The 20,729-nt window shown below is 59.1% G+C and carries 17 protein-coding genes; 9 read left to right on the top strand and 8 right to left on the bottom strand.

What is annotated here, in order from left to right; genetic code table 11:
* Positions 1-389: 389 nt before the first annotated feature.
* Positions 390-1,784, top strand: a complete 1,395-nt coding sequence (locus ACODR9_RS00180) for a B12-binding domain-containing radical SAM protein (protein ID WP_488806985.1) — start codon at positions 390-392, stop codon at positions 1,782-1,784.
* A gap of 117 nt (positions 1,785-1,901) precedes the next feature.
* On the opposite strand, the gene ACODR9_RS00175 is transcribed toward ACODR9_RS00180, so the two are convergent.
* The gene (locus ACODR9_RS00175) at positions 1,902-2,324 is read right to left on the bottom strand and encodes a hypothetical protein (RefSeq protein ID WP_488806984.1); all 423 of its coding nucleotides are present in this window, start codon (positions 2,322-2,324) and stop codon (positions 1,902-1,904) included.
* A 574-nt stretch (positions 2,325-2,898) separates the two neighbouring features.
* Here ACODR9_RS00175 and ACODR9_RS00170 point away from each other — a divergent pair.
* Together ACODR9_RS00170 and ACODR9_RS00165 are read left to right on the top strand one after the other, a co-directional pair.
* A complete protein-coding gene (locus ACODR9_RS00170) occupies positions 2,899-5,007 on the top strand; it encodes a TonB-dependent siderophore receptor (RefSeq protein WP_488806983.1) in 2,109 nt (702 codons plus the stop codon).
* A 31-nt stretch (positions 5,008-5,038) separates the two neighbouring features.
* Entirely contained in the window at positions 5,039-6,133 is a 1,095-nt protein-coding gene (locus ACODR9_RS00165; protein ID WP_488806982.1) for a PepSY-associated TM helix domain-containing protein, read from the top strand.
* 134 nt (positions 6,134-6,267) lie between these two features.
* Here the strand turns inward: ACODR9_RS00165 and ACODR9_RS00160 are convergent, their stop codons facing one another.
* From ACODR9_RS00160 to ACODR9_RS00135, 6 genes are all read right to left on the bottom strand, one after another.
* Positions 6,268-6,564 carry a hypothetical protein gene (locus ACODR9_RS00160; RefSeq protein WP_488806980.1) on the bottom strand — a complete coding sequence of 99 codons (297 nt, stop codon included), beginning with the start codon at positions 6,562-6,564 and terminating at the stop codon, positions 6,268-6,270.
* Positions 6,565-7,059: 495 nt separating this feature from the next.
* Positions 7,060-7,695, bottom strand: coding sequence for a peroxiredoxin (locus ACODR9_RS00155; RefSeq protein ID WP_488806979.1), 636 nt, complete (start codon positions 7,693-7,695; stop codon positions 7,060-7,062).
* Positions 7,696-7,894: 199 nt separating this feature from the next.
* Positions 7,895-8,830 carry a TauD/TfdA dioxygenase family protein gene (locus tag ACODR9_RS00150; protein WP_488806978.1) on the bottom strand — a complete coding sequence of 312 codons (936 nt, stop codon included), beginning with the start codon at positions 8,828-8,830 and terminating at the stop codon, positions 7,895-7,897.
* A gap of 154 nt (positions 8,831-8,984) precedes the next feature.
* The gene (locus ACODR9_RS00145; protein WP_488806977.1) at positions 8,985-9,914 is read right to left on the bottom strand and encodes an AEC family transporter; all 930 of its coding nucleotides are present in this window, start codon (positions 9,912-9,914) and stop codon (positions 8,985-8,987) included.
* Positions 9,915-10,050: 136 nt separating this feature from the next.
* Positions 10,051-10,956, bottom strand: coding sequence for a LysR substrate-binding domain-containing protein (locus tag ACODR9_RS00140; protein ID WP_488806976.1), 906 nt, complete (start codon positions 10,954-10,956; stop codon positions 10,051-10,053).
* Positions 10,957-11,370: 414 nt separating this feature from the next.
* A complete protein-coding gene (locus ACODR9_RS00135; protein ID WP_488806975.1) occupies positions 11,371-12,486 on the bottom strand; it encodes a porin in 1,116 nt (371 codons plus the stop codon).
* 199 nt (positions 12,487-12,685) lie between these two features.
* On the opposite strand from ACODR9_RS00135, the gene ACODR9_RS00130 reads away from it, so the two are divergent.
* Positions 12,686-13,351 carry a TetR family transcriptional regulator gene (locus ACODR9_RS00130; protein ID WP_488806974.1) on the top strand — a complete coding sequence of 222 codons (666 nt, stop codon included), beginning with the start codon at positions 12,686-12,688 and terminating at the stop codon, positions 13,349-13,351.
* Between the two features lie 23 nt (positions 13,352-13,374).
* Here ACODR9_RS00130 and ACODR9_RS00125 read toward each other — a convergent pair whose 3' ends face one another.
* A complete protein-coding gene (locus tag ACODR9_RS00125) occupies positions 13,375-14,745 on the bottom strand; it encodes an MFS transporter (protein WP_488806973.1) in 1,371 nt (456 codons plus the stop codon).
* 248 nt (positions 14,746-14,993) lie between these two features.
* Between ACODR9_RS00125 and ACODR9_RS00120 the strand changes: the two genes are divergently transcribed.
* The 5 genes from ACODR9_RS00120 (at position 14,994) to ACODR9_RS00100 (ending at position 20,710) form a co-directional block, all read left to right on the top strand.
* The gene (locus tag ACODR9_RS00120; protein ID WP_488806972.1) at positions 14,994-15,203 is read left to right on the top strand and encodes a hypothetical protein; all 210 of its coding nucleotides are present in this window, start codon (positions 14,994-14,996) and stop codon (positions 15,201-15,203) included.
* A 262-nt stretch (positions 15,204-15,465) separates the two neighbouring features.
* Positions 15,466-16,305, top strand: a complete 840-nt coding sequence (locus tag ACODR9_RS00115; protein ID WP_488806971.1) for a sugar phosphate isomerase/epimerase family protein — start codon at positions 15,466-15,468, stop codon at positions 16,303-16,305.
* Positions 16,306-16,397: 92 nt separating this feature from the next.
* Entirely contained in the window at positions 16,398-18,149 is a 1,752-nt protein-coding gene (locus ACODR9_RS00110; RefSeq protein ID WP_488806970.1) for an FAD-dependent oxidoreductase, read from the top strand.
* Between the two features lie 12 nt (positions 18,150-18,161).
* Complete coding sequence (locus ACODR9_RS00105; RefSeq protein ID WP_488806969.1) at positions 18,162-18,977, top strand: shikimate dehydrogenase family protein; 816 nt, start codon at positions 18,162-18,164, stop codon at positions 18,975-18,977.
* A gap of 8 nt (positions 18,978-18,985) precedes the next feature.
* The gene (locus ACODR9_RS00100) at positions 18,986-20,710 is read left to right on the top strand and encodes an FAD-dependent oxidoreductase (RefSeq protein WP_488806968.1); all 1,725 of its coding nucleotides are present in this window, start codon (positions 18,986-18,988) and stop codon (positions 20,708-20,710) included.
* Positions 20,711-20,729: the final 19 nt, after the last annotated feature.

Raw genomic sequence — 20,729 nt, 5'->3', positions numbered from 1 at the left:
CACCAGTGAAATATCCGCCATACTTGTCATCAAAAATTCATCTTCATCAAAAATCAAGTCATTACAAGGACGAGATAAGCATGGCAGCAACAGGTCACGCGCATTTCATAAAACGCTGATTAATATATACATGGCAAACCCAGTACCGTGCATTGCACCAGTAGTGCATGCCATGAATTTCAATTTTCACCAAGCTCGCCATTTAATATATCCTTACAAAGATTGACATCGTCGCACTCAACGCTTGCAAACCGGCCGTCGCCATCAATTTTGCCGAGCCGGTGACAATAGGCGCAGCTACCCATGCCGCCGAACCGATGTACTTTGCATAAATCCGGCGCAACCGGATACTTTGACACACCGACAAGAATTCAGATGGGAGAGCACTTTTGAAAGTACTGCTGATCTGCCCCTACCTTGATGACCCTAGCATCAAGCGTAACGACTTTCTTCCATCTGCAGCCCTGCTAAGCCTGGCATCGGTGCTGCGCGCAGCCGGACACGAACCGGTATTGCTGGATCTCAACAGCAAACGGACCCACCAGCAGCCCGAACCGACCCGTTACTGTCATGAGCGCATCATCGAGACAATCCAGCGGGAAAAACCCGGCTTTGTCGGCATATCCTTTCTGTTTTCCGGTTTCATGCAAACTGCCATGGATTATGCCCGGACAGTAAAGCAGACCGATCCCAGCCTGAAAATCATGACCGGCGGTATTCACGCCACCACCTACCCCAAGGAAATCCTCAGTTTCTGCCATGACTTCGACTACATCGCACTTGGCGAAGGCGAACCGCAAATGGTGGAAATGGCCAAGCGTATTGCCAGCGGTACGCTGGGAAATTTGCGCGAGATTAAATCATTTGCCTTCCGCGACCAGGATGGCGCGGTGCATGTAAACCAGGAACGGGAATGGATCAACTACGAAGATCTCCCCATGCAAGCCTGGGACATGGTGGATTTCACCGAATTTGAAATGGACCTTGGCAACTACTCCAACTTCAAGAACCATGACATCAAGAATGTGGTCCCCGTCATATCAGAACGCGGCTGTCCATTCAAATGTACCTTCTGCGACATGTATATTGTGCAGGGAAGAAAGTTAAGACGCCGTTCGCCGCAGCGATTTGTTGATGAGCTGGAGTTTCTTGTCAATGAAAAAGGGCAGCGTTTTTTTACCTTCATGGATGACAACCTGACCGTAGACAATAAACATATTCTTGGCATCTGCAATGAAATTCTCCGTCGCGGGCTGGATATCCAGTTCACCACCGCCGGGGGATTAGGGATGAACAGCCTGAAAGCAGAAGTCATCGATGCCATGGTGGCCGCCGGGATGACATCTGCACTGCTGGCACCCGAACACGGTTCGGAATATATCCGCAATACGGTCATCAAGAAGGGGCTGAAGCGGGATACCATTTATCAGGTTGTGGAGGACCTGAAAAAACATCGTGTCAGCCTGGCAGGGAACTGGATCATGGGCTTCCCGGAAGACACCAACGAGACGCTGCAGGAAACCATGGACATGATTGATGAGCTACAACTGGATAGAAACTGGGTTGGCGCGCTCATTCCCTTTCCCGGAACACCAATATTTGATCAATGCGTTCGGGACAATCTATTTATTGATGGCATTGACACCAGCAATTTATGGCGCGAACCCGTGCGCGCCCATCAGGAAGGCTGTGTCATCAAGCCCTACAATATGACACTGGAAGATCTATTCAACTGGCGCCGCAAGTTCATTGATATCCGCTTCAAATACATGCGCCAGCTATAAATACGGGCAGACAATCTGCCGCCGATGGCGGCAGATTGATCCCTGAACAATGCTTGATTTAAACACCCCCGCCGCAAACCTTTACCACCAGACATCCCGGCCCGTCATTGGCAATGACTACATCACGCGCACCGGCTGCATTTCACCGACCCAGGCGGGACTTACCAGCAGCGCGATAACAACGCCGGTTCGGTCCATATTGAACGCGACGCCATACCGCATGGGGCTGGCATGCACACCATCACCGGGCCTGAGCTGTTTCACCTCGGCGCTTGTTACCGGCAGCGTCAGCTCAATACAGGGTGCTGCGCATGCCAGAACCATGCGGTATTGCCCCGCCCCCTGATAGGCAATGTCCTTTACCTGATAATGTCCAGCATAGTATGGATGGCCAGCGCCCATGCTGGAGGTGTAGATACTCAGCCCGGACGCATCAACGGAAAACATGCTGCTATCACCAAGAAAGGTCGATGCGCAGAGTAAGGGGCTGGCAGCCAGCAGCAAAGCCAATACAACGGCACAGATCGGATTTTGCTTCATGTATCCGCCAAGGCAGTGATGAATGCACCATACTAGCTTCACTGCTTAGACCGGCTTGATTACTTGCACAATTTTACCCACCAGGGATAGCTGCCGCAGCCAAGCAATGATGGCGACTTACCGGTATCTTGAATAAGCTGATTGATACATCTTTACTGCACCCACCATTTATTTTAAATAATTAAAACCCAATGGCAATGCCATAAGAATAAATAGAAATCTTGATCTACCCCGCTCGAAAAATTGCAGTCATCGGGGCGATGTCCAGGTAAATAATTGTCAGTGATTACACCAAAAATCATGTCCTTGTTATCAATAAAGCCCCGCAAGAAAACATATAAATTTTCTCACCAAATATTTCAATAAAATCAAAGCTCTACACCCACCCCCTTCTGCGCTTCCCGACCAAGCCTGCCGATGCCAAGCCAGGCTTCTGACAGTACTAGCCGTCTCTTGGCAAGGTTTATCCCTGCTGCCGTAACCAGCTTGGCCTGATGACTCTGAGGAATACACACTACCCCGCTTTTGCAAAAGCATGTATGATAATGATTATCATTTATAATAATATTTAGTCATGAAACCTGCACATCTACTCTCCACCTCTCTGCTCATCCTGATTCCACTTACCGCCAAAGCCGACGACACCGTCACACTAGAAACGGTATCCGTCAGCGCCACCACCGACAGCCAGCCGGCACACAGTTACCAAACCCGCTCCACCAGCGTGGCAGGTTACGCCCAAAGCACACTGGATACCCCGCAAGCCGTACAAAGCGTCACGCCGCAAACCATCGCCGACAAACAGGTAAAAACACTAGCCGAGGCAGTCAGCACGATTAGCGGCGTGGTGGAAAGCAATACGCTGGCAGGTATCCAGGACAGCTTTATCCGCCGTGGCTTTGGCGAACGCAATGACGGAAGCATTCTGCGTGACGGGGTGCGCTCCTACTTGATGAGCAATTTCGATGCAACAACGGAAAGCGTAGAAGTGCTGAAAGGCCCGGCCTCCTTGCTGTATGGCATTCAGGAGCCAGGCGGCGTGATCAATGTCATCAGCAAAAAACCGGAAAACTCCCCCAAAACCACGCTCAGTGCGCAAAGCTCCAGCTTTGGCGGCGGCTCTGCCACACTGGATACCACCGGCCCGGTGGGGGATTCCAACTTTGCCTACCGCCTGATTGCCGACAAGCAGGACACCGACTACTGGCGTAACTTTGGCAGCACCAAGCGCAGCATGATTGCGCCATCCCTGGCCTGGAGTGATGACCGCAGCAAGCTGTTGCTGAGTTACCAGTACACCGACTTTTCTACGCCGTGGGACAGAGGCGCAGTGTTTTACAATGGCAAGCCGCTGAATATCGCGCGCGAAACACGGCTGGGCGATACGCTGGACGTTGCCCAGGGCCACACCCAGGCTGCAAACATCAGCTATAGCAGGGTGCTGAGTAGTCAGTGGAGCCTGGACACCCGGCTGGCCTGGAATGAAATCAGCTACAGCAACTACGAAACCCGTGCCACGGCCTACAATGCCCGCACCGGCATTCTCACCCGTCGCCTGGATGGCAATGTGGTGAACAACAGCACGCTGGCCTTCTCCGGCAAGCTGCAGGGCGATCTGACCATCCTGGGCCAGAACCACAAGCCCGTTATCGGCCTGGATGTTACCCAGTTGCGCGAGCTGCGGGCAGCCACCTTCCGTGGCAGTGCCAGCAGCGCCACCCAGCTCAATGTAAATAATCCGGTTTATGGCGTACTAAGCGCGGCCAATACCACGCTAAGCGCCGCCCAAAGCGACAGCCGCAGCAACATCAACACCCAATCCCTGCTGCTGATGGACAACTGGGAACTGTCGCCGCAATGGCGCACTACCTATGGCTTGCGCTACCAGCATTACCGTCAGGAAGACGGCGTGGGCCGTCCGTATGTGGTGAGCGATCGCAGCGACGGCTACACCGCTCTGCCCCAGTTTGGCCTGATCTACAAGCTGGACCCGCACTGGTCACTGTATGGCAGCTATAGCGAGTCCTTTGTCCCTAACGCCGCCAGCGATGGCCAGAGCTTCGCGCCGGAACGCGGCGTGTCGCATGAAGCCGGCCTCAAGCTGGAGCAAAGCGGCATCACCGCCACCGCAGCGGTGTTTCATATCGAAAAAACCAATGTCGTGGCCACCGATACCGATGGCATTGACAAGGCCATGGGCAAGGTGCGCTCGCAAGGGGTGGAACTGGACGTCAGCGGTGAACTCACCCGCAGGCTGTCACTGACCCTGGCCTGGGCCTACACCAATGCCGTGGTGACCGACGACCCGGTCTATGCCGGCAAGCAGCTGTTCAACGTGCCCAAGCACAGCGGTAGCGTCAACCTGGCTTACGATCTGGGTAAGGATATGTTTGGCAATAACTGGCGCATCGGCGGTGGCACCCGCTATGTGGGGGAACGTCAGGGCGATGCAGCCAACTCCTTCCAGCTGCCGTCCTATTACGTGACCGATGCCTTCATCGCCTGGCAAACCCGTCTGCGCGGCCAAAAGCTGGAAATCCAGGCCAACCTGAAAAACGTGTTCGACAAAACCTATTACGCATCCAGCACCGGCACCACGACAAGCAGCAGCAGCGGCAGCGTGTCCACGGTGCGCTTTGGCGATCCGCGTGAACTGCTGGTCAAGGCCAGCCTGACGTTCTGACACGGCATACAGACAGCATCGGAATACCATCTTGAAACGCTTCATCATCTTGCTGCACCGCTATCTGGGCCTGGGTGCAGCCTTGCTGGCCATCACCCTGGGCATCAGCGGCAGCTTGCTGGTTTTTCGGGCGGAACTGCAAACAGATGTTTCCCCCTCTGGCATGCCCACCCTGACAACACCAATCAGCTACCAGGCAGGCTATGCGGCAGCCAGGGCCAGCTACCCGCATACCGACATCAGCCTGCGCCTACCAGAAAACAGCCGGGACAGTATTCAAGCCCGCCTGCGCAGCAAGGGCCGTGATGATGTCATGCTGTGGCTGGACCCGGTCAGCGGTCGCATCCTGCGGCAACAGGATGGCAGCGCGGATGGCTGGCGCTGGCTGCACGACTTGCACGCCCGGCTGCTGCTGACAGATGGCAAGGTCTGGGTGGGTGTGGCTGGTTTGCTGATTACGCTGGTTTTGGCAAGCGGCATCATTCACTGGTGGCCCAAAAACTGGAGCAAGGCCTGGCGCGTGCGTCGTGACAAGGGCCTGGCCATTCTGGTAGCGGACCTGCACCGCACATGCGGTGCCGCCATCTTGCTGCTGCTCTTGCTCAGCACGCTAAGCGGCATGGTCCTTGCCTTCAATCAGCCCTTGCGCAACTGGCTGGCTCCCGCCAAACACGGCAGGCCCGGCCAGGACAAGCTCATTCAGGTATCCGGGGAGCGCCTGTCGCTGGATGCCCTGGTTCAGCTTGTCCGAACCCGGCTACCCGCAGGCAGGATAAGCAGCATCAACATCAGCGCCAGATCAGACAAGGCCGTGGAAATGCGCCTGAAAATGCCCGGGGAGATGCACCCAAATGGCAGTACGCTGGTACTGACCGACCCCTATCAGGGCAAGCTGTTGCGTATCGAGCACACGGAAACCAGCAATCCGTGGAGGCGCATCAGCAGTTGGGCACTGGTGCTGCATGATGGCAGCTTTGCCGGTAACACCCAGCGCGTGATAACCGCTGTTGGCGGCCTGCTGCTGACACTGCTGGGGGGCTCGGGCGTTTACCAGTGGCTGGCACGCCGCAGGAAACAGGCCTCGGCACGCACCGCCCAGGTAGCTGTCGGCACTGCCGGACCATAACCATGCGCTAATGGGGGCCATCTGTCAGGAATCACGAGACCAAAAGATCGGCCCCTGCCGCACAAGCTGCAGGGGCCGGGCATTAGGAAATAACTGAGCAGAAACGCAAGCAGGGAAATACCGCCAGCGTGGGACTAAAAATCGTCCAGCCCGCAGATCTGCGTATCCTGCTCCATTTCCTTTAGCAGCAGGATTTTGATCGGCACCACCATTTCACGGATGTCTTGCTTGGCGCGATAGACATCCGCCTCCAGCTGACACAACACCAGTTGGTATGCCAGATCCAGCATTGCTTCAATATTGGGAGATTCAGCGTCCAACGCTTGTTCCTGCTTCAGTAAAAGTCCGGCATTCAAGAAAACAACCAGCGGGTTTGCAACGTGCAGCCTCGAGATATCAAAGTATCGGCCATTCGACTTGGCCGCGTCCACTCCATATCAAACAAAACGGTACAAGTTTTTTAACATATTCCGCAATGTATGATGATTTAGACAGGTATCAGACTACTTAATACAGGGAATTTTCTATTAACCATGACGGAATCAACATCCGTCACATGGCCTTAAACCTGTCGGACTAAGGCAAAAGCATTAGATCCACCAGAGTTTTCCTGCCTAAATCCATTCAGTCAATTGATGAAAATGCTTAGCACATATTGACTGCCCCTCCGCCACAGCTGGCAGGTCAAGCCAAATACGCAGCATTCAGCCCAGGGGAGCTGAGACAGGCACCCGCCTCATGCCAACATGCAAGCAAGGCATGCCGCTGCCACCGCGCCTGCTGCCCAGCATCATTTTCCGATATTTACCCCCCGTTCCGACCCTGACTGCATTCTGCAGATAAAAAAATGCCGGATCGCGAGACCCGGCAAGAAGAAGAGACATGCAAGAAGGAGAAACAGAGACAACGGTACAACGGACAACACATCAAACCGGCTGCGCTGTCAGGCGCAGATAGGGCCGTAGCGCACGGTAACCCTGGGGAAATTTTTCACGGATCAGCGCTTCATCCTGCAATGACGGCACGATCACCACTTCTTCACCCTGCTGCCAGTTGGCCGGCGTGGCCACGCTGTGGTGATCGGTCAGTTGCAGGGAATCAATCACCCGCAGGATTTCAGCAAAATTGCGACCGGTACTGGCCGGGTAGGTAATGATCAGCCGCACCTTGTGCGCCGGGTCGATGATGAACAAGGAGCGCACGGTGTGGGTGCTGCTGGCATTGGGGTGAATCAGGTCGTAGGCCTCGGATACCTTGCGGTCGGCATCGGCCACGATGGGGAAATTCACTTGGGTTTGCTGGGTGTCGTTGATGTCGGCAATCCAGCCATGATGGGCGTCTACCGGGTCTACCGACAAGGCCAGCACCTTGACATTGCGGCGGGCAAATTCCTGCTGCAATTTGGCGGTGGCACCCAGTTCGGTGGTGCACACCGGGGTGTAATCCGCCGGATGGGAAAACAGCACGGCCCAGCTGTCGCCCTGCCACTGATGAAAATGCAGCTCGCCAATGGTGGATTGCTGACTGAAGTCCGGAGCGATATCGCCAAGTCGCAGAGTCATGCCGGTTTCCTTTATGGAGTGATTGCGTGATGGGCTTACTGTAAGCAGCGTCAGGCCCGCCGTGAACCAAGTAAAACTGCATTACTTATCAAGCCAGGACCAGATAAGCCGCGACCGAACCAACCAAACCGGCCGCCCATAAAAACAGGGCAGCCGGTGATGTGCTGCCCTTCTACTGCCCGCAATCAATCTGCGGTGCTTACTGCTGGCTGATGATGGTGCCAGCAGGCTGCGGGCCGTGCTCCAGATAGGCCGACACGCGCTCGCCCCAGCGCTCGAAAGGGTAGTAATCCCAGATGGCGTGGTGCTGGGTGGCCCAGTTGTCCCACAGCAGCAGCATGTCCGGCTGCCAGTGAATACGCGCCTGGAAGGACTGCTGCTTTTCGATATGGCGATATAGCAGCTGCAATAGCGCAGCGCTTTCGGCGCGGCTCAGTTGCACGATATGCGAGGTAAACGCTTCATTCACAAACAGGAAGGGGCGGCCACTGTGCGGATGCCGTGCCACCACCGGGTGTTCGCTGGCATTGAACACCTGACCCGGTTTCGGTTCGGCACCATAGCCATTACTCCAACCTTCCCGTCCGTCATGGATGGCAGTCAGCCCCTGCAGCAGTTGCTTGATGGGTTCGGACAGGGATTCGTAGGCCAGATACAGGTTGGCAAACGCTGTGTCGCCACCGCCCACTTCCGGCAGGCGGGTAACGCGCAACAAGGAAGCCCAAATGGGGTGCGGATCGCAAGAAACATCGTTATGCCAGGCATCGCCAGCGGTATAACGGGTGGTGCGGCCGGTTTTCCAGCCCAGGATTTCCGCATCGCCACTACGTGCGGTCAGCTGGGTGCTGTCGCCCAGCACATGCTGGTGCAGTCGGCCAAACAAACGGCCAAACGCCTTGTGTTGCTCGGCATTAATGGCCTGGCCGGGAAAGGTCAGCACCAGATGTTCGGTCAAGGCCTGACGGATTTCTGCCAGTTGCGCGGGCGGTAGTGGCTGGCTGAGATCGACACCCCGGATTTCCGCCCCCAGTGCCGGGGACAGGCGTTTGAGGTCGAAAGTCTGATACTGCTGTAGTGGGCGGGTGTTCCAGCCCTCAATGGCCAGCTTGTCGTTGTAATCCTGATAAAAGCTCATCCTGGCAGCCTCTCAAAGCAAGGGGAATAAAAACACGGCCTGTCATGACAGGACATAACCATGCGCATGGGATGGATATTAAAAAGCCATGCCCGTATTCCCAACCAAGAAAAACCGGATTGCTTATTCCCTCCAGCGCAAGGGCGGTATTAGCTCAGCCCTGTAACCAAAGCATGCTGCTGATGGAAAAAAATGAAGTCACCGTGGCTGCCAGCAAGGTGGCCGCGCACAAGCCTTCGTGGCCATATTTCTGCCCCATGATGGGGTAGATGCTCATCATCGGCGCGCAGGCAAACAGCACCGCCGCCACCTGCAACCAGGGCGGTACCGGCAGCAAAAAATGCAGCAGCAGGAAGATCAGCAAGGGATGCATAAACAGCTTGCCCACCACGATGGGGGAGATCCTGCGCACAATGCCGCGTGTCTTCAAGCCCACCAGCGAGCCGCCGATGACAAACAGTGACAGGGCCACCGACGCCTGTGCCAGCAACTCCAGCACCTTGCTGAACACCAGCGGCAGCTGCAAACCTGCCAGCGAACACAACACCCCGGCGCTGATGGAAATCACCAAGGGAGAGCGCAGCAGCCGCCCGCCCACCTGGCGCAGCAGATGGCCCCAGCCCTTGCCGCTGGCATCGTGGCTTTCCAGCAGAATCAGCGCCAGCGGAAACACCACGGCGTTTTCCACCAGCATGGTCATGGCCAGTGCAATACCCGCCTTGGCCCCCAATAGCTGCGACACGATGGGAAAACCGATAAAGCCGCTGTTGGACATGGACATGCCCAGCCCGAACAGGGCGCTAAGGCGCATATCGTGACCGGCCACCACGCGGGCAAACAACATGCCCAGGCCCAGTGCCAGCAAGGACCCCAGGCCGTAGGCCAGCAGGTAGTGCAGATCCACCACCTCGACAAAAGACTGCCGGGTCAGCGCGCGGAATATCATCGCAGGCAAGGCAAAGGTGATGACAAACTGCCCCAGCGCGCGAATGCTGGCTTGGGCAAACCACTGCCGCCAGGTCACCCAGTAACCCAGGGCGATCAGAATGAAGATGGGTCCGGTGATGCTTGCAATAGCCAGCACAATGCTACTTTCCGCCCTAAGCGCTGCTAACAAAAACCCTGCTGCGTTGCGCCGCCTTGCCCTACCGATTGTACTGTCGGCATCGGCGCGCCTTGCCCCAGGGGGTTACGCTATGTTGTTAGCCGCGCTAAGGCATTCAGGTTTCGGAGGAATACCCCAGCCACGCGCGGATATGTTCGCGTATCAGTTCGATGAACAGCTGCTGGGTGAGTGTTGAGGGGTGACGCAGGCTGATGGCCATGGCCAGCTTACTGGACAATACCGGCTCGACAATCTTGCGCACGGTAAAGCGCGAGGCATCCGCCAGCGACGCCACCGCGCTGCGGGTGAGCACTGCCGAGCCATAGCCATCGGCCACCAGCTCCAGAATGGCGGACACGCCGTCGATTTCCAGTTCGATGTGCGGACGGCAGCCGATATTGGCCAGTTCCGACTCCACCAGCATGCGGATGGAATTGGGGCGACTGGGGATAATCAGCGGTGTGCTGGCGACGTCACGCAGGGTGATGCTGTCCGGCGCATTGTCAAAGCGGGCCGTCATCAGGAACAGCTCCTCCTCCAGCAAGGGGAAGGTTTCCACTTCGGCAGACGGAATCACGTTGTACAGCAGCGCCACATCCAGCCGCCCGGCCACCAGCGCCTCGTGCATGGTGACCGACAAGCCTTCGCAGATGGACAGCGAGGCACTGGGCAGCCGGGCGCGGAAGGTTTTGGTCAGCGGCACCGCCAGCACCTTGAGCAGGCTGGGCGGCAAACCCACCACCACATGCCCGGCCATGGCACCACGCACCTTGCCCAGCTCCTCCTTCACCCTTTCCACCTGATGCAAAATGCCCAGGCTGTGCTCCAGCAGCACCTTGCCCGCCTCGGTCATCGACACACCTCTGCCGTTGCGGATCAGCAGGTTTTGCCGCAGCTCCACTTCCAGCATGCGAATCTGGCGGCTGAGCGCGGGCTGGGCAATGTTCAGCGTATTGGACGCGCGGGTAAAGCTGCCCAGCTCTGCCACACAGGTAAAGTACTGCAACTGTTTCAAATCCATAAACCCAACCTTCTTGTCGTTATGCCTGCCCGCCCCTCAGGCGGTGCCTGTTCTGCTGTCCTGGCCCGGCGACCAAGACAGAAGCATGGCATTGCCCTTGCTGTCTGTCCAAACAGATATTGGCAGCCGCAATGGCGCGGCACCGGTAACTGACTTAACAGCGGCCCGGCAGTTACCACACATTGCACTGCGCCAGCAGGCTAAGGGTAAGCAGATAGGCCGTGATGCCGCTATTGAGGCTAACCGGCTGCCGCCATGGGCATCAAGATTTTCCATGCAGAACGCGCCAGCCAGCAGCAAGGCGATCCGCGCAGGCGGAGCAGAAAAACGGCGCAACAAGTACATGGGCAGCTACAGGGCAAAACCACGGATCTGGCCGAAGCCAAATCCGTGGTCGGGCGCGTCAGAACGGGATCAGAAGTTTTTCCACATGCCCACTGCCAGCGAATGCTGCTTGGCAGCACCGGCGGCAGTAGCGCTGGGGTTGCCGCCCAGCACGTAAGTGGCGTTGGCTTCATTGTGCAGCTCGGTAAACAGCACATACACCTGGGTGGTTTTGCTCAATACCCGGTTGTAAGCCAGCGAAGCCATCTTGGCACCGCTGTCCTGCACCGCTGCCGCACCCTTCCACGACGCTGCCTGACCATACTGGGCGGAGAAGATATTGGCACCGTTGGTATACGTGCCGATCAGGCTGCCGTAATTGCGGCTGCGGCTGTGGCCGGTCAGGTTGATATTGTCCAGGATGTCATGCTCCACCAGGCCGCCAACATAGATGCTGCCAAAGTTGTAGCCTGCGGCCAGCATATGCATCAGGCCATTCTGGTAGAAGTTGCTGGACATCTGCTGCATGGCGCGGTTTTGCTGGAAGCCGTAACCCACACGCAGCTGGCCGTCGTCGTAAGTCAGATTGGCCGACACCAGGCTGGCGCCATGGGTGGCGGTTTCCGAGCCGCCGCTACCGCTGGTGAGCGAGTACTGGATGCGCGCAGTGACATTATTGAACTTGGGCGTCTGGTAGCTTACCGAGTTACCGGCGCGCACATCGAAACCGCCGCTGGCCAGGCTGCCGCCATTGGCCCACAGCGTGGCATCGTTGGAAATGCCGGTGGCGTACTGGAAGTTGTTGCCGGCAATGTAGTGCAAGTCGTCAATGGCCACCAGGAAGTTACCCGCCTTTACGGTACCCAGTTGGCTGGAGCTCAGACCGATAAAGCTTTCACGGCCAGCCCAGGTATTGGAACCGGTGCCGGAGCCATCGTCGATTGCCACGCCGGACTCCACCTGCCAGATGGCTTTCAGGCCATTGCCCAGGTCTTCGGTCCCCTTGAAGCCGATGCGCGAGGTGTCGTTTTGCACCTTATTGGTGGTAAAGGCTGCCGACGAGCCCGTTGCCGCACCGGATTTGGTATTTTCAAAGTCAGCATGGATACGGCCATAAATAGTGACCGTGGAGTCATCCGCCAGCGCCAGATTAGCCAGCAGTGGTGAGAGAGAAGCCAGCAGCATCAATTGGGTCTTGTGTTTCACAGTTATCTCCTATCTGTTTATTCACAGATTAATATTTATTTAAAATAAACATACATAGCGGGCCTGGCATACAGGGGGCTATCCCACCCGGCCCAAACCAGCACGCCCTTGCCGGCGACTGCCGCCTGATTGACACCTGTCATCAAAAGCGGTCAGATTCTGCTTTTATTGCCACGTCTCCTTTCATTGGTATCCGGTTTTGACCTCAGCAGACTGCCCCACCACACCACCGCCCACCCGGCGCAAGAACGATCCGGAAGGCATGCGCCAGCGCATACTCGATGCGGCGCAGAACGAATTTGTCCAGCATGGTTTCAGCGGTGCCCGGCTGGACAACATCGCCGAACAGGCCAACACCAACAAGCGCATGGTGGTGTATCACTTCCACAGCAAGAAGGAGCTGTACATTGCCGTGCTGGAGCGGGTGTACGGTGAAATCCGCGATATCGAAAAACAGCTGCAGCTAGAAGGCTTGCCACCGCGTGAAGCCATGGCCTTGCTCACCGGCTTCACCTTCGACTACCACCACAATCACCCGGACTTCTGCCGGTTGGTGAGCATAGAAAACATCCACCAGGCGCGGCATATTGCCGACTCCGACATCATCCGCCAGCGCAACCGCAGCGTGATTGAGGTGGTGGAAGGCATTCTGGCGCGCGGCATTGCCGACAAGGTATTTCACAACCGGGCGGACGCTATCGACGTGCACATGCTGATCAGCTCGCTGTGTTTTTACCGCGTATCCAACCGCCACACCTTTGCCAGCCTGTTCGGGCGGGATCTCACCCAGCCCGAACACGCCAGCCTTCACCGGCAAATCGTGATTGATACGGTATTGGCCTATCTGGCGCGGGCAGCAGACTGAGTCTGCCACCCGTCAGGCGGTAATCAATGGTGCATGGCCTTGCTGGCTGCACTGACCGGCTGCACCGGCAAGCCCTTGCTGGCCAGGTTCTTCAACAGCAAGGACAGCACGATGATGCCGGCCGGTACGGCCAGGGCGGCAAACACCTGGGAGAAATCCCAGCCCCAGGCCAGCATCTGGCCACCGGCAAAGGCGCTGAGCACCGCACCGATACGGCCCACACCATGCATCCAGCTGGAGCCGGTGGCACGTGCTGCCGTGGGGTAGAAACCGGCGGACAGGGCGTTCATGCCGGTATTGGCACCGTTAAAGCAGAAGCCTACGGCAAAGGTCAGTGCACACAGCATTGGCAGGTGGTGGGCTACCGAGGTAAAGCCGAACAGCAGCAGTGCACCCAGACCGTAAGTGATGGCCAGCACCTTGTGCGGGTTGGCACGGTCCATGCACCAGCCCATGAACAGGGAACCAGCCGGGCCGCCAAACTGGAAGAAAGCAGCAATGAAGGCGGCATCAGCCAGGGTATAACCGGACTCTTTCACCAGGGTTGGCATCCAGCTGCCCATCAGGTACACCACAAACAGCGCCATGAAATAACCCAGCCACAGCATGAATGAGCCAAAGCGGTACTGGGCGGACAGCACGGTGCGGATGGAATTGCCCTTGGCTGGCGCATCGGCATTGCCCATGGTGAAGCTGGCGTTGAGCATGGACAGGTCCGGTGCCAGGTGCTTCACGATCTTGGCAATACGGGCGGCCGGGGCATTGCGCACCACCAGGAAACGTACGGATTCCGGCAGGAACAACAACAGTGCAATGGAGACGGCAATGGGCAGCACGCCGCCAAAAATCAGCACGCTTTGCCAGCCAAAGTGCGGAATCATCCAGGCCGACAGGAAACCACCACCGGCTGCGCCCACGGTAAAGCCGCAGAACACCACGGTAACCAGGAAGGAGCGACGGCGCTCCGGGGCAAATTCCGACACCAGCGTGCCCACATTAGGCATGGCAGCGCCAAGGCCCAGGCCGGTGAGGAAGCGGAAGATCACCAGATGGGTAATGTCGGTTGAGGTGGCGGTAACCAGAGTCCAGAAACCGAAGAAGAATACCGACAACACCAGCACGACCTTGCGACCCAGATAATCTGCCAGCGGGCCAGCAAACAGCGCGCCCAGCGTCAGGCCGGCCAGCGCAGCGCTAAGCACCGGTGCCAGCTGCGGGTTGCTCACATGCCACAGGCGTTTGAGTTCCGGGGCGATGAAACCCATGATGGCCACGTCAAAACCGTCTGCCGCGATAATGCAAAATCCAAAGAACACCACCAGCCACTGAAAGCGGTTGATGGGACGATCGTCGATCAATGACCGAACATTGATGACATTGCTGGCGTTACTCATCTGTTTGTCTCCTGTTGCAGCGCTGCATTCGATCGCTGCCTTGTTGTTCTTACTGGCCGTTCTGGCCTTGCCAGTCACCAGCAGGCTGGCGTCCCTGCTGCTGTCCCTTGCGAGCTTCCACCTGATAACAGAGAAGCATTGCGCGTTGTGACTGGCCACTTCGGTAGTGCACCCTTAGTCGCCTGGTGCAGCCCTTGGCGTACATGCTTGTTCATGCGCCATAGGCATGGATTGCATTCTGACTTGGCATGAATCCTGAAAACATACCGCAAAAAATCTATCAGTTATACCGATTTACGATAACAGCGCCCCAGCCATGTGCAGACATCCACACCCTGCTTTTGACAGTATTTCTTGTAGTTTTATTACGTAAAATCATGACATTAAAAAAATACAACAGCCGTTTCCAGCGGGATAAAGCTGGCGCCATGCCCCGTTTCAGTGCGGGAAATCCCTGAGTACTGCCACGCCACAAATCCAGGCCTGGCCTGTATTTTCAGCGTCGTTCAGCAGCCCCTGCCCCATCGTCCACGCTCGGCACTCCTGCTTTGACAGCCGTCGGATAAAATCTCAATTTTCAAAACGTAGTTATTTTTTTGAATTGCATTCCACTTTTTGCAATTGCATACTTCAGCACCATCAGCCACCACCACACAGCTTGGCCAACGGCGGAAGCACAGCCATGCAAACCCGCCAGCGCCAGCCATACAGGAGACACTCATGCCACCACGCCAGCTCGCCCTTGCCGCCCTCAGCATGCTGGAGCTATCCCCACCCGATATGGTCAGCTGCGCCGCCGCCGCTGGCTTCAGCCATGTCGGCCTGCGCCTGTTGCCCGCCACCGCCGAAGAACCGCAACACGACATGCTGGGCAACAGCCCGCTGCTGCGCGAAACCTTGCAGCGCCTGCAGGACACCGGCCTGCAAGTGTCTGATGTGGAAATACTTCGGCTCAAACCCGAGGTGGACGTAGCCAGCTATCTGCCCATGCTGGAAAGCGCCGCCCGGCTGGGCGCACACGAGGTACTGGTGGCGGGCAACGACCCGGACTTTGCCCGCTGCGTGGACAGTTTTGCCCGGCTATGCCAGCTGGGCGCACCGCTGGGCCTGAGCATGAATATCGAGCCCATGCCCTGGACCGACATCCGCAACACCGCCATGGCACTGCAGTTGCTGGAGCAAGCAGGCCAGGACAATGCCGCCCTCTTGGTGGATGCCATCCACTTCGACCGCGCCGGGGACACCCCGGCCATGCTGGCCAGCGTGCCGCGCCAGCGCCTGCACTATATGCAGCTGTGCGATGCGCCAGCCGCCAAGCCTGACAGCATGGAAGAGCTGCTGTACCAGGCCCGTGCCGAGCGCATGCCACCGGGCCAGGGCGGACTGCCGCTGGCCGAACTGCTGCTGGCCTTGCCACCAGACCTGCCGATTGGGCTGGAAGTGCCGATGCACAGCAAGGCCCAGCTCAGTGCAGTGGAGCGGGCCAAGCTGCTACGCAGCGCCGCCGAACAGGTATTGCAGCGCACTTATGGCGCAGCGCTGGAGTCGGCTGGCGCGTAACAATCTTCCCTCAAAAAAAAATCAAAAACGTACCGACTGGTTGCTTTTATGCAACACAAACAGGTGTAAAGCAGAACAACGGAGAGACTGACATGTTGTTGCAACTGGAAAACCTGCCCGCACAAGGCAGTGAATTTGATGTGGTGGTGATCGGTGCCGGTGGCGCCGGGCTGGCCGCCGCGCTGTTTACCAGCCTGGCAGGCCAGAGCGTGTTACTGGTGGAACATACCGAGTACGTGGGCGGCACCACCGCCCTGTCCGGTGGCACCACCTGGATACCCGGCACCCTGCATAGCGCGCGGGTGAATCCGCAGGACACCCTCACCGAAGCCGCCCGCTATCTGGATAACGCCATTGGCGAGCGGGCCGACCCGGCGCTGCGTCAGGCTTTTCTACAGGCTGGCCCGGCGGTAGTGGCCGCCCTGGAAGCCGCCACCGAGGTGAAGTTCCGCCCCTATCCCAAGCACCCGGACTATATCTCCGACCTGCCCGGCTCCACCCTCAATGGCCGGGCGCTGGAACCACTGCCGTTTGATGGCCGCCGGCTAGGCCCGCTATTTGCCGTGCTACGCCCGCCGATTCCCGAATTTACCGTGCTGGGCGGCATGATGGTGGACCGCACCGACATCAACCACCTGCTGAAGCTCAAATACTCGCTGCCCTCGTTCAGGCACTCGCTCAAGCTGCTGCTGCGCCATGCCAGCGACCGCCTGCGCTATCCGCGCGGCACCCGGCTGGTGATGGGCAATGCGCTGGTGGGCCGCCTGCTGTATTCGCTGTCGCAACAGGACAATGTGCAACTGGCGCTGCGCTGTCAGGCCAGCGATATCCGCCACGATGCGGGCGGCGTGCAGGGCCTCACCCTGCGCCAGGGCAAGGCCAGCCGCAGCATCACGGTAAAACAGGGAGTGATTCTGGCCAGCGGCGGTTTTAACCGCGACCCGGAACAACGCGCCCGCCTGCTGCCGGACATAGCCATGGACTGGTGCCCCGGTGCGCCCGGCCATACCGGGCAGGCGCAGCAACTGGCGCGCAGCCTGGGGGCAAAACTGGCCGAAGGCAGCCTCAGCCCGGCGTTCTGGGCGCCGGTTTCGCTGCGCCGTCGTGCCGATGGCAGCCAGGCGGTGTTTCCACACTTCATGCTGGATAGGGCCAAGCCCGGCATGATGACCGTCAATGCCAAGGGGGCGCGCTTTGTTAACGAAAGCACCTCCTACCACCTGTTTGGCCTGGCCATGCAGGAGGCCAACCGCAGCACGCCCAGCATTCCGGCTTACCTGATTTGCGATGCCGCCGCCTTGCGCCAGTACGGCATCGGCATGGTGCGCCCCGGCGGCAAGAACCTGGAACCCTACCTGTCCGATGGCTACCTGACCGCAGGCAACACACTGGCCGAACTGGCCGCCAAACTGGGCATGGATGCGGCCACGCTGGCCGACAGCGTGGCGCGCAACAACCGCTATGCCGCCAGCGGCGTGGACACCGACTTCCACCGTGGTGAAACCGCCTACCAGCAAAACATGGGCGACCCGTCACGCGGTCAGCCCAACCCCAATATCGGCGCGCTCGCCGAAGCCCCGTACTACGCCGTGCGGCTGTACCCCGGCGACATCGGTGCCGCCACCGGCCTGCAAACCGACCCCCAGGCGCGCGTACTGGGCCGCGATGGCCAGCCCATTGCCGGGCTGTATGCAGTGGGCAATGACATGCATTCCATCATGGGCGGGGTGTATACCGCGCCCGGCATCACCATCGGCCCGGCACTGGTATTTGCCAGCATTGCCGCCACCCACGCCAGCCAACGCACCAGCCGCGCCCAGACGCGCGACAGCGTTACCCAATAAGGAGAGCACAGCATGACCCAAACCCTGCAACTGGATGGTGCCACCCGCGTCCTCGCCATCGTGGGCGACCCGATCGCCCAGGTGAAATCCCCGGCGGGCGTCAGCGCCGCCCTGCAACAGCAAGGCCGTAATGCCATTCTGGTGCCCAGCCATATCAGCCCGGCTAATCTGGATGCCTACGTCAAGGGCATCAGCCTGGCGGGCAATCTGGACGGCATCATCGTCACCGTGCCGCACAAATTCGCCATGTTTGCCCACTGCGGCAGCACCAGCGACCGCGCCCGCCGCCTGGGTGCGGTCAACGTGATGCGCCGCAATGCCGACGGCAGCTGGCATGGCGATATGTGTGACGGGGCCGGTTATGTATCAGCCATGCGCGCGGCGGGTTGCCAGCCGGAAGGCAAGCGCGCACTGCTGGTGGGTGCCGGTGGCGCAGGCTCGGCCATTGCGCTAGCCCTGCTGGAAAACGGTGTCAGCGAACTGGCTATCCACGATGCCGACACCAGCCGCCGCGACCAGCTGATTGCCCGCCTTAACGCCAACTTCCCCGGCCAGCTGCGCATAGGCAGCAACGACCCCAGCGGCTTTGCCATTGCCATCAACGCCTCGCCCACCGGCATGCAGGCCAGCGACCCGCTGCCGATTGATGCCAGCAAGCTGCATGGCGACATGTTTGTTGGCGATGTAATTACCGCCCCGGCAGTCACCCCGCTGATTGAAAGCGCCCGCGCGCTGGGCTGCCACACCGTGGTGGGTGGCGAGATGTTTGCCGCCGTGTGTGAACTGATGCTGGACTTCCTGCTGGCGCAGGGTCCGCTGGCGCGCTGAGGTTGGCCGTGGACAAGCAAGCACAAGCCAACACTCTGCATTGCGACCTGCTGGTAGTGGGCAGCGGCGCAGGCGGGCTGGCCACCGCCGTTACCGCCGCCAAGCTGGGGCTGAAGGTGGTGCTGGCCGAAAAAGAAGCCTGCTTCGGCGGCACCACCGCCTGGTCTGGCGGCTGGCTGTGGGTGCCACGCAACCCGCTGGCCATCGCCGCCGGGATAGACGAAGACCCGGCCCTGCCACGCCAGTATCTGCAAAGCGAACTGGGAGAGGACTTCGACCCCGCACTGGCAGATGCTTACCTGACGCACGCGCCGCGCATGGTGGACTTTTTCCAGCGCCACAGCCTGCTGCGCTTTATCGACGGTAACCTGATTCCGGACTTCCACGGCCACAGCGCCGGGGCCGCCACCGGCGGGCGTTCGGTCTGTGCCGCACCGTTTGATGGCCGCCTGCTGGGCAAGCACATCCATCAGCTGAAAAAGCCGCTGGACGTGATTTCGCTATGGGGCATGGGCATTGCCTCCGGCGTGGAGCTGCGCCATTTTCTCAATGCCAGCCGCTCGCTCACCTCCTTGGCCTATGTCACCCGACGGGTGCTGGCCTACTGGCGCGACTGCTTGCTGCATGGCCGTGGCATGCGGCTGGTGAATGGCAATGCGCTGGCCGCCGCACTGGCGGCCTCGGCACTGCAAGCCGGAGTGGCGCTGCGCCTGTCCACCCCGGTGCGCCAGCTACTGCGCGAGCAGGGCACCGTCACCGGCGCGCTGCTGGACACACCAAACGGCCCGCTCGCCGTGCACGCCAGCCGTGGCGTGGTACTGGCCTGCGGCGGCTTTCCGCACGATGTCGCCCGCAAACGCCAGCTGCTGGCGCATGCGCCCACCGGGCAGGAACACTGGTCGGCCGCCCCGGCCAGCAATAGCGGCGACGGGCTGCGGCTGGGCGAAGCGGTGGGTGGCGTAATGGGCGAGATGGCGTCCCCCATGGCACTGGCACCGGTATCGCTGGCCCCGCGTGCTGATGGCAGCACGGCGCACTTTCCACACCTGATCGAGCGCGCCAAGCCAGGGCTGATTGCCGTCACTGCCAATGGCCAGCGCTTTTGCAACGAGGCCGATTCCTACCACGACTTTGTCTGCGCCCTGTTACGCGCCCCCCCGACAGGTCAACAGCCACAAGCCTGGCTGGTGGCCGACCACCGCTTCATCCGCCGCTACGGGCTGGGCGCAGTCAAGCCCGCCCCCATGCCGCTGGGCCGCTGGCTGCGCAATGGCTATCTGCAACGCGGCACTACGTTGCAAGAGCTGGCCAGCCGTTGCGGCATAGACCCCGCAGCCCTTGAACAGCAGGTGGCGCGCTTTAACCAGCAAGCTACAGCCGGACAAGACGACGACTTTGCCAAGGGCGACACCCCCTACAACCGCGTGCAGGGTGACAAGGACAATGCCTGGCCCAACCCCTGCCTGGCCCCGCTGCAATACGGGCCGTTTTACGCGGTGAAGATCGTCCCCGGCAGCCTGGGCAGCTTTGCCGGGCTGGCCACCAATGCCAGTGCGCAAGTGCTGGATGAACAGCATCAGCCCATCTCCGGCCTGTACGCAGTGGGCAACGACATGCACAGCATGATGGGCGGCCACTATCCCAGCGGCGGCATCACGCTGGGCCCGGCCATGACTTTCGGCTATCTGGCGGCCCACCACGCCGCCGGGTGCCAACCCGACTCAACATTCTGAACACCAACGCAAGGACACC

It is taken from the genome of Aquitalea sp. FG25 (assembly GCF_057809375.1).
This window is presented reverse-complemented; position numbering and strand designations above follow the sequence as displayed.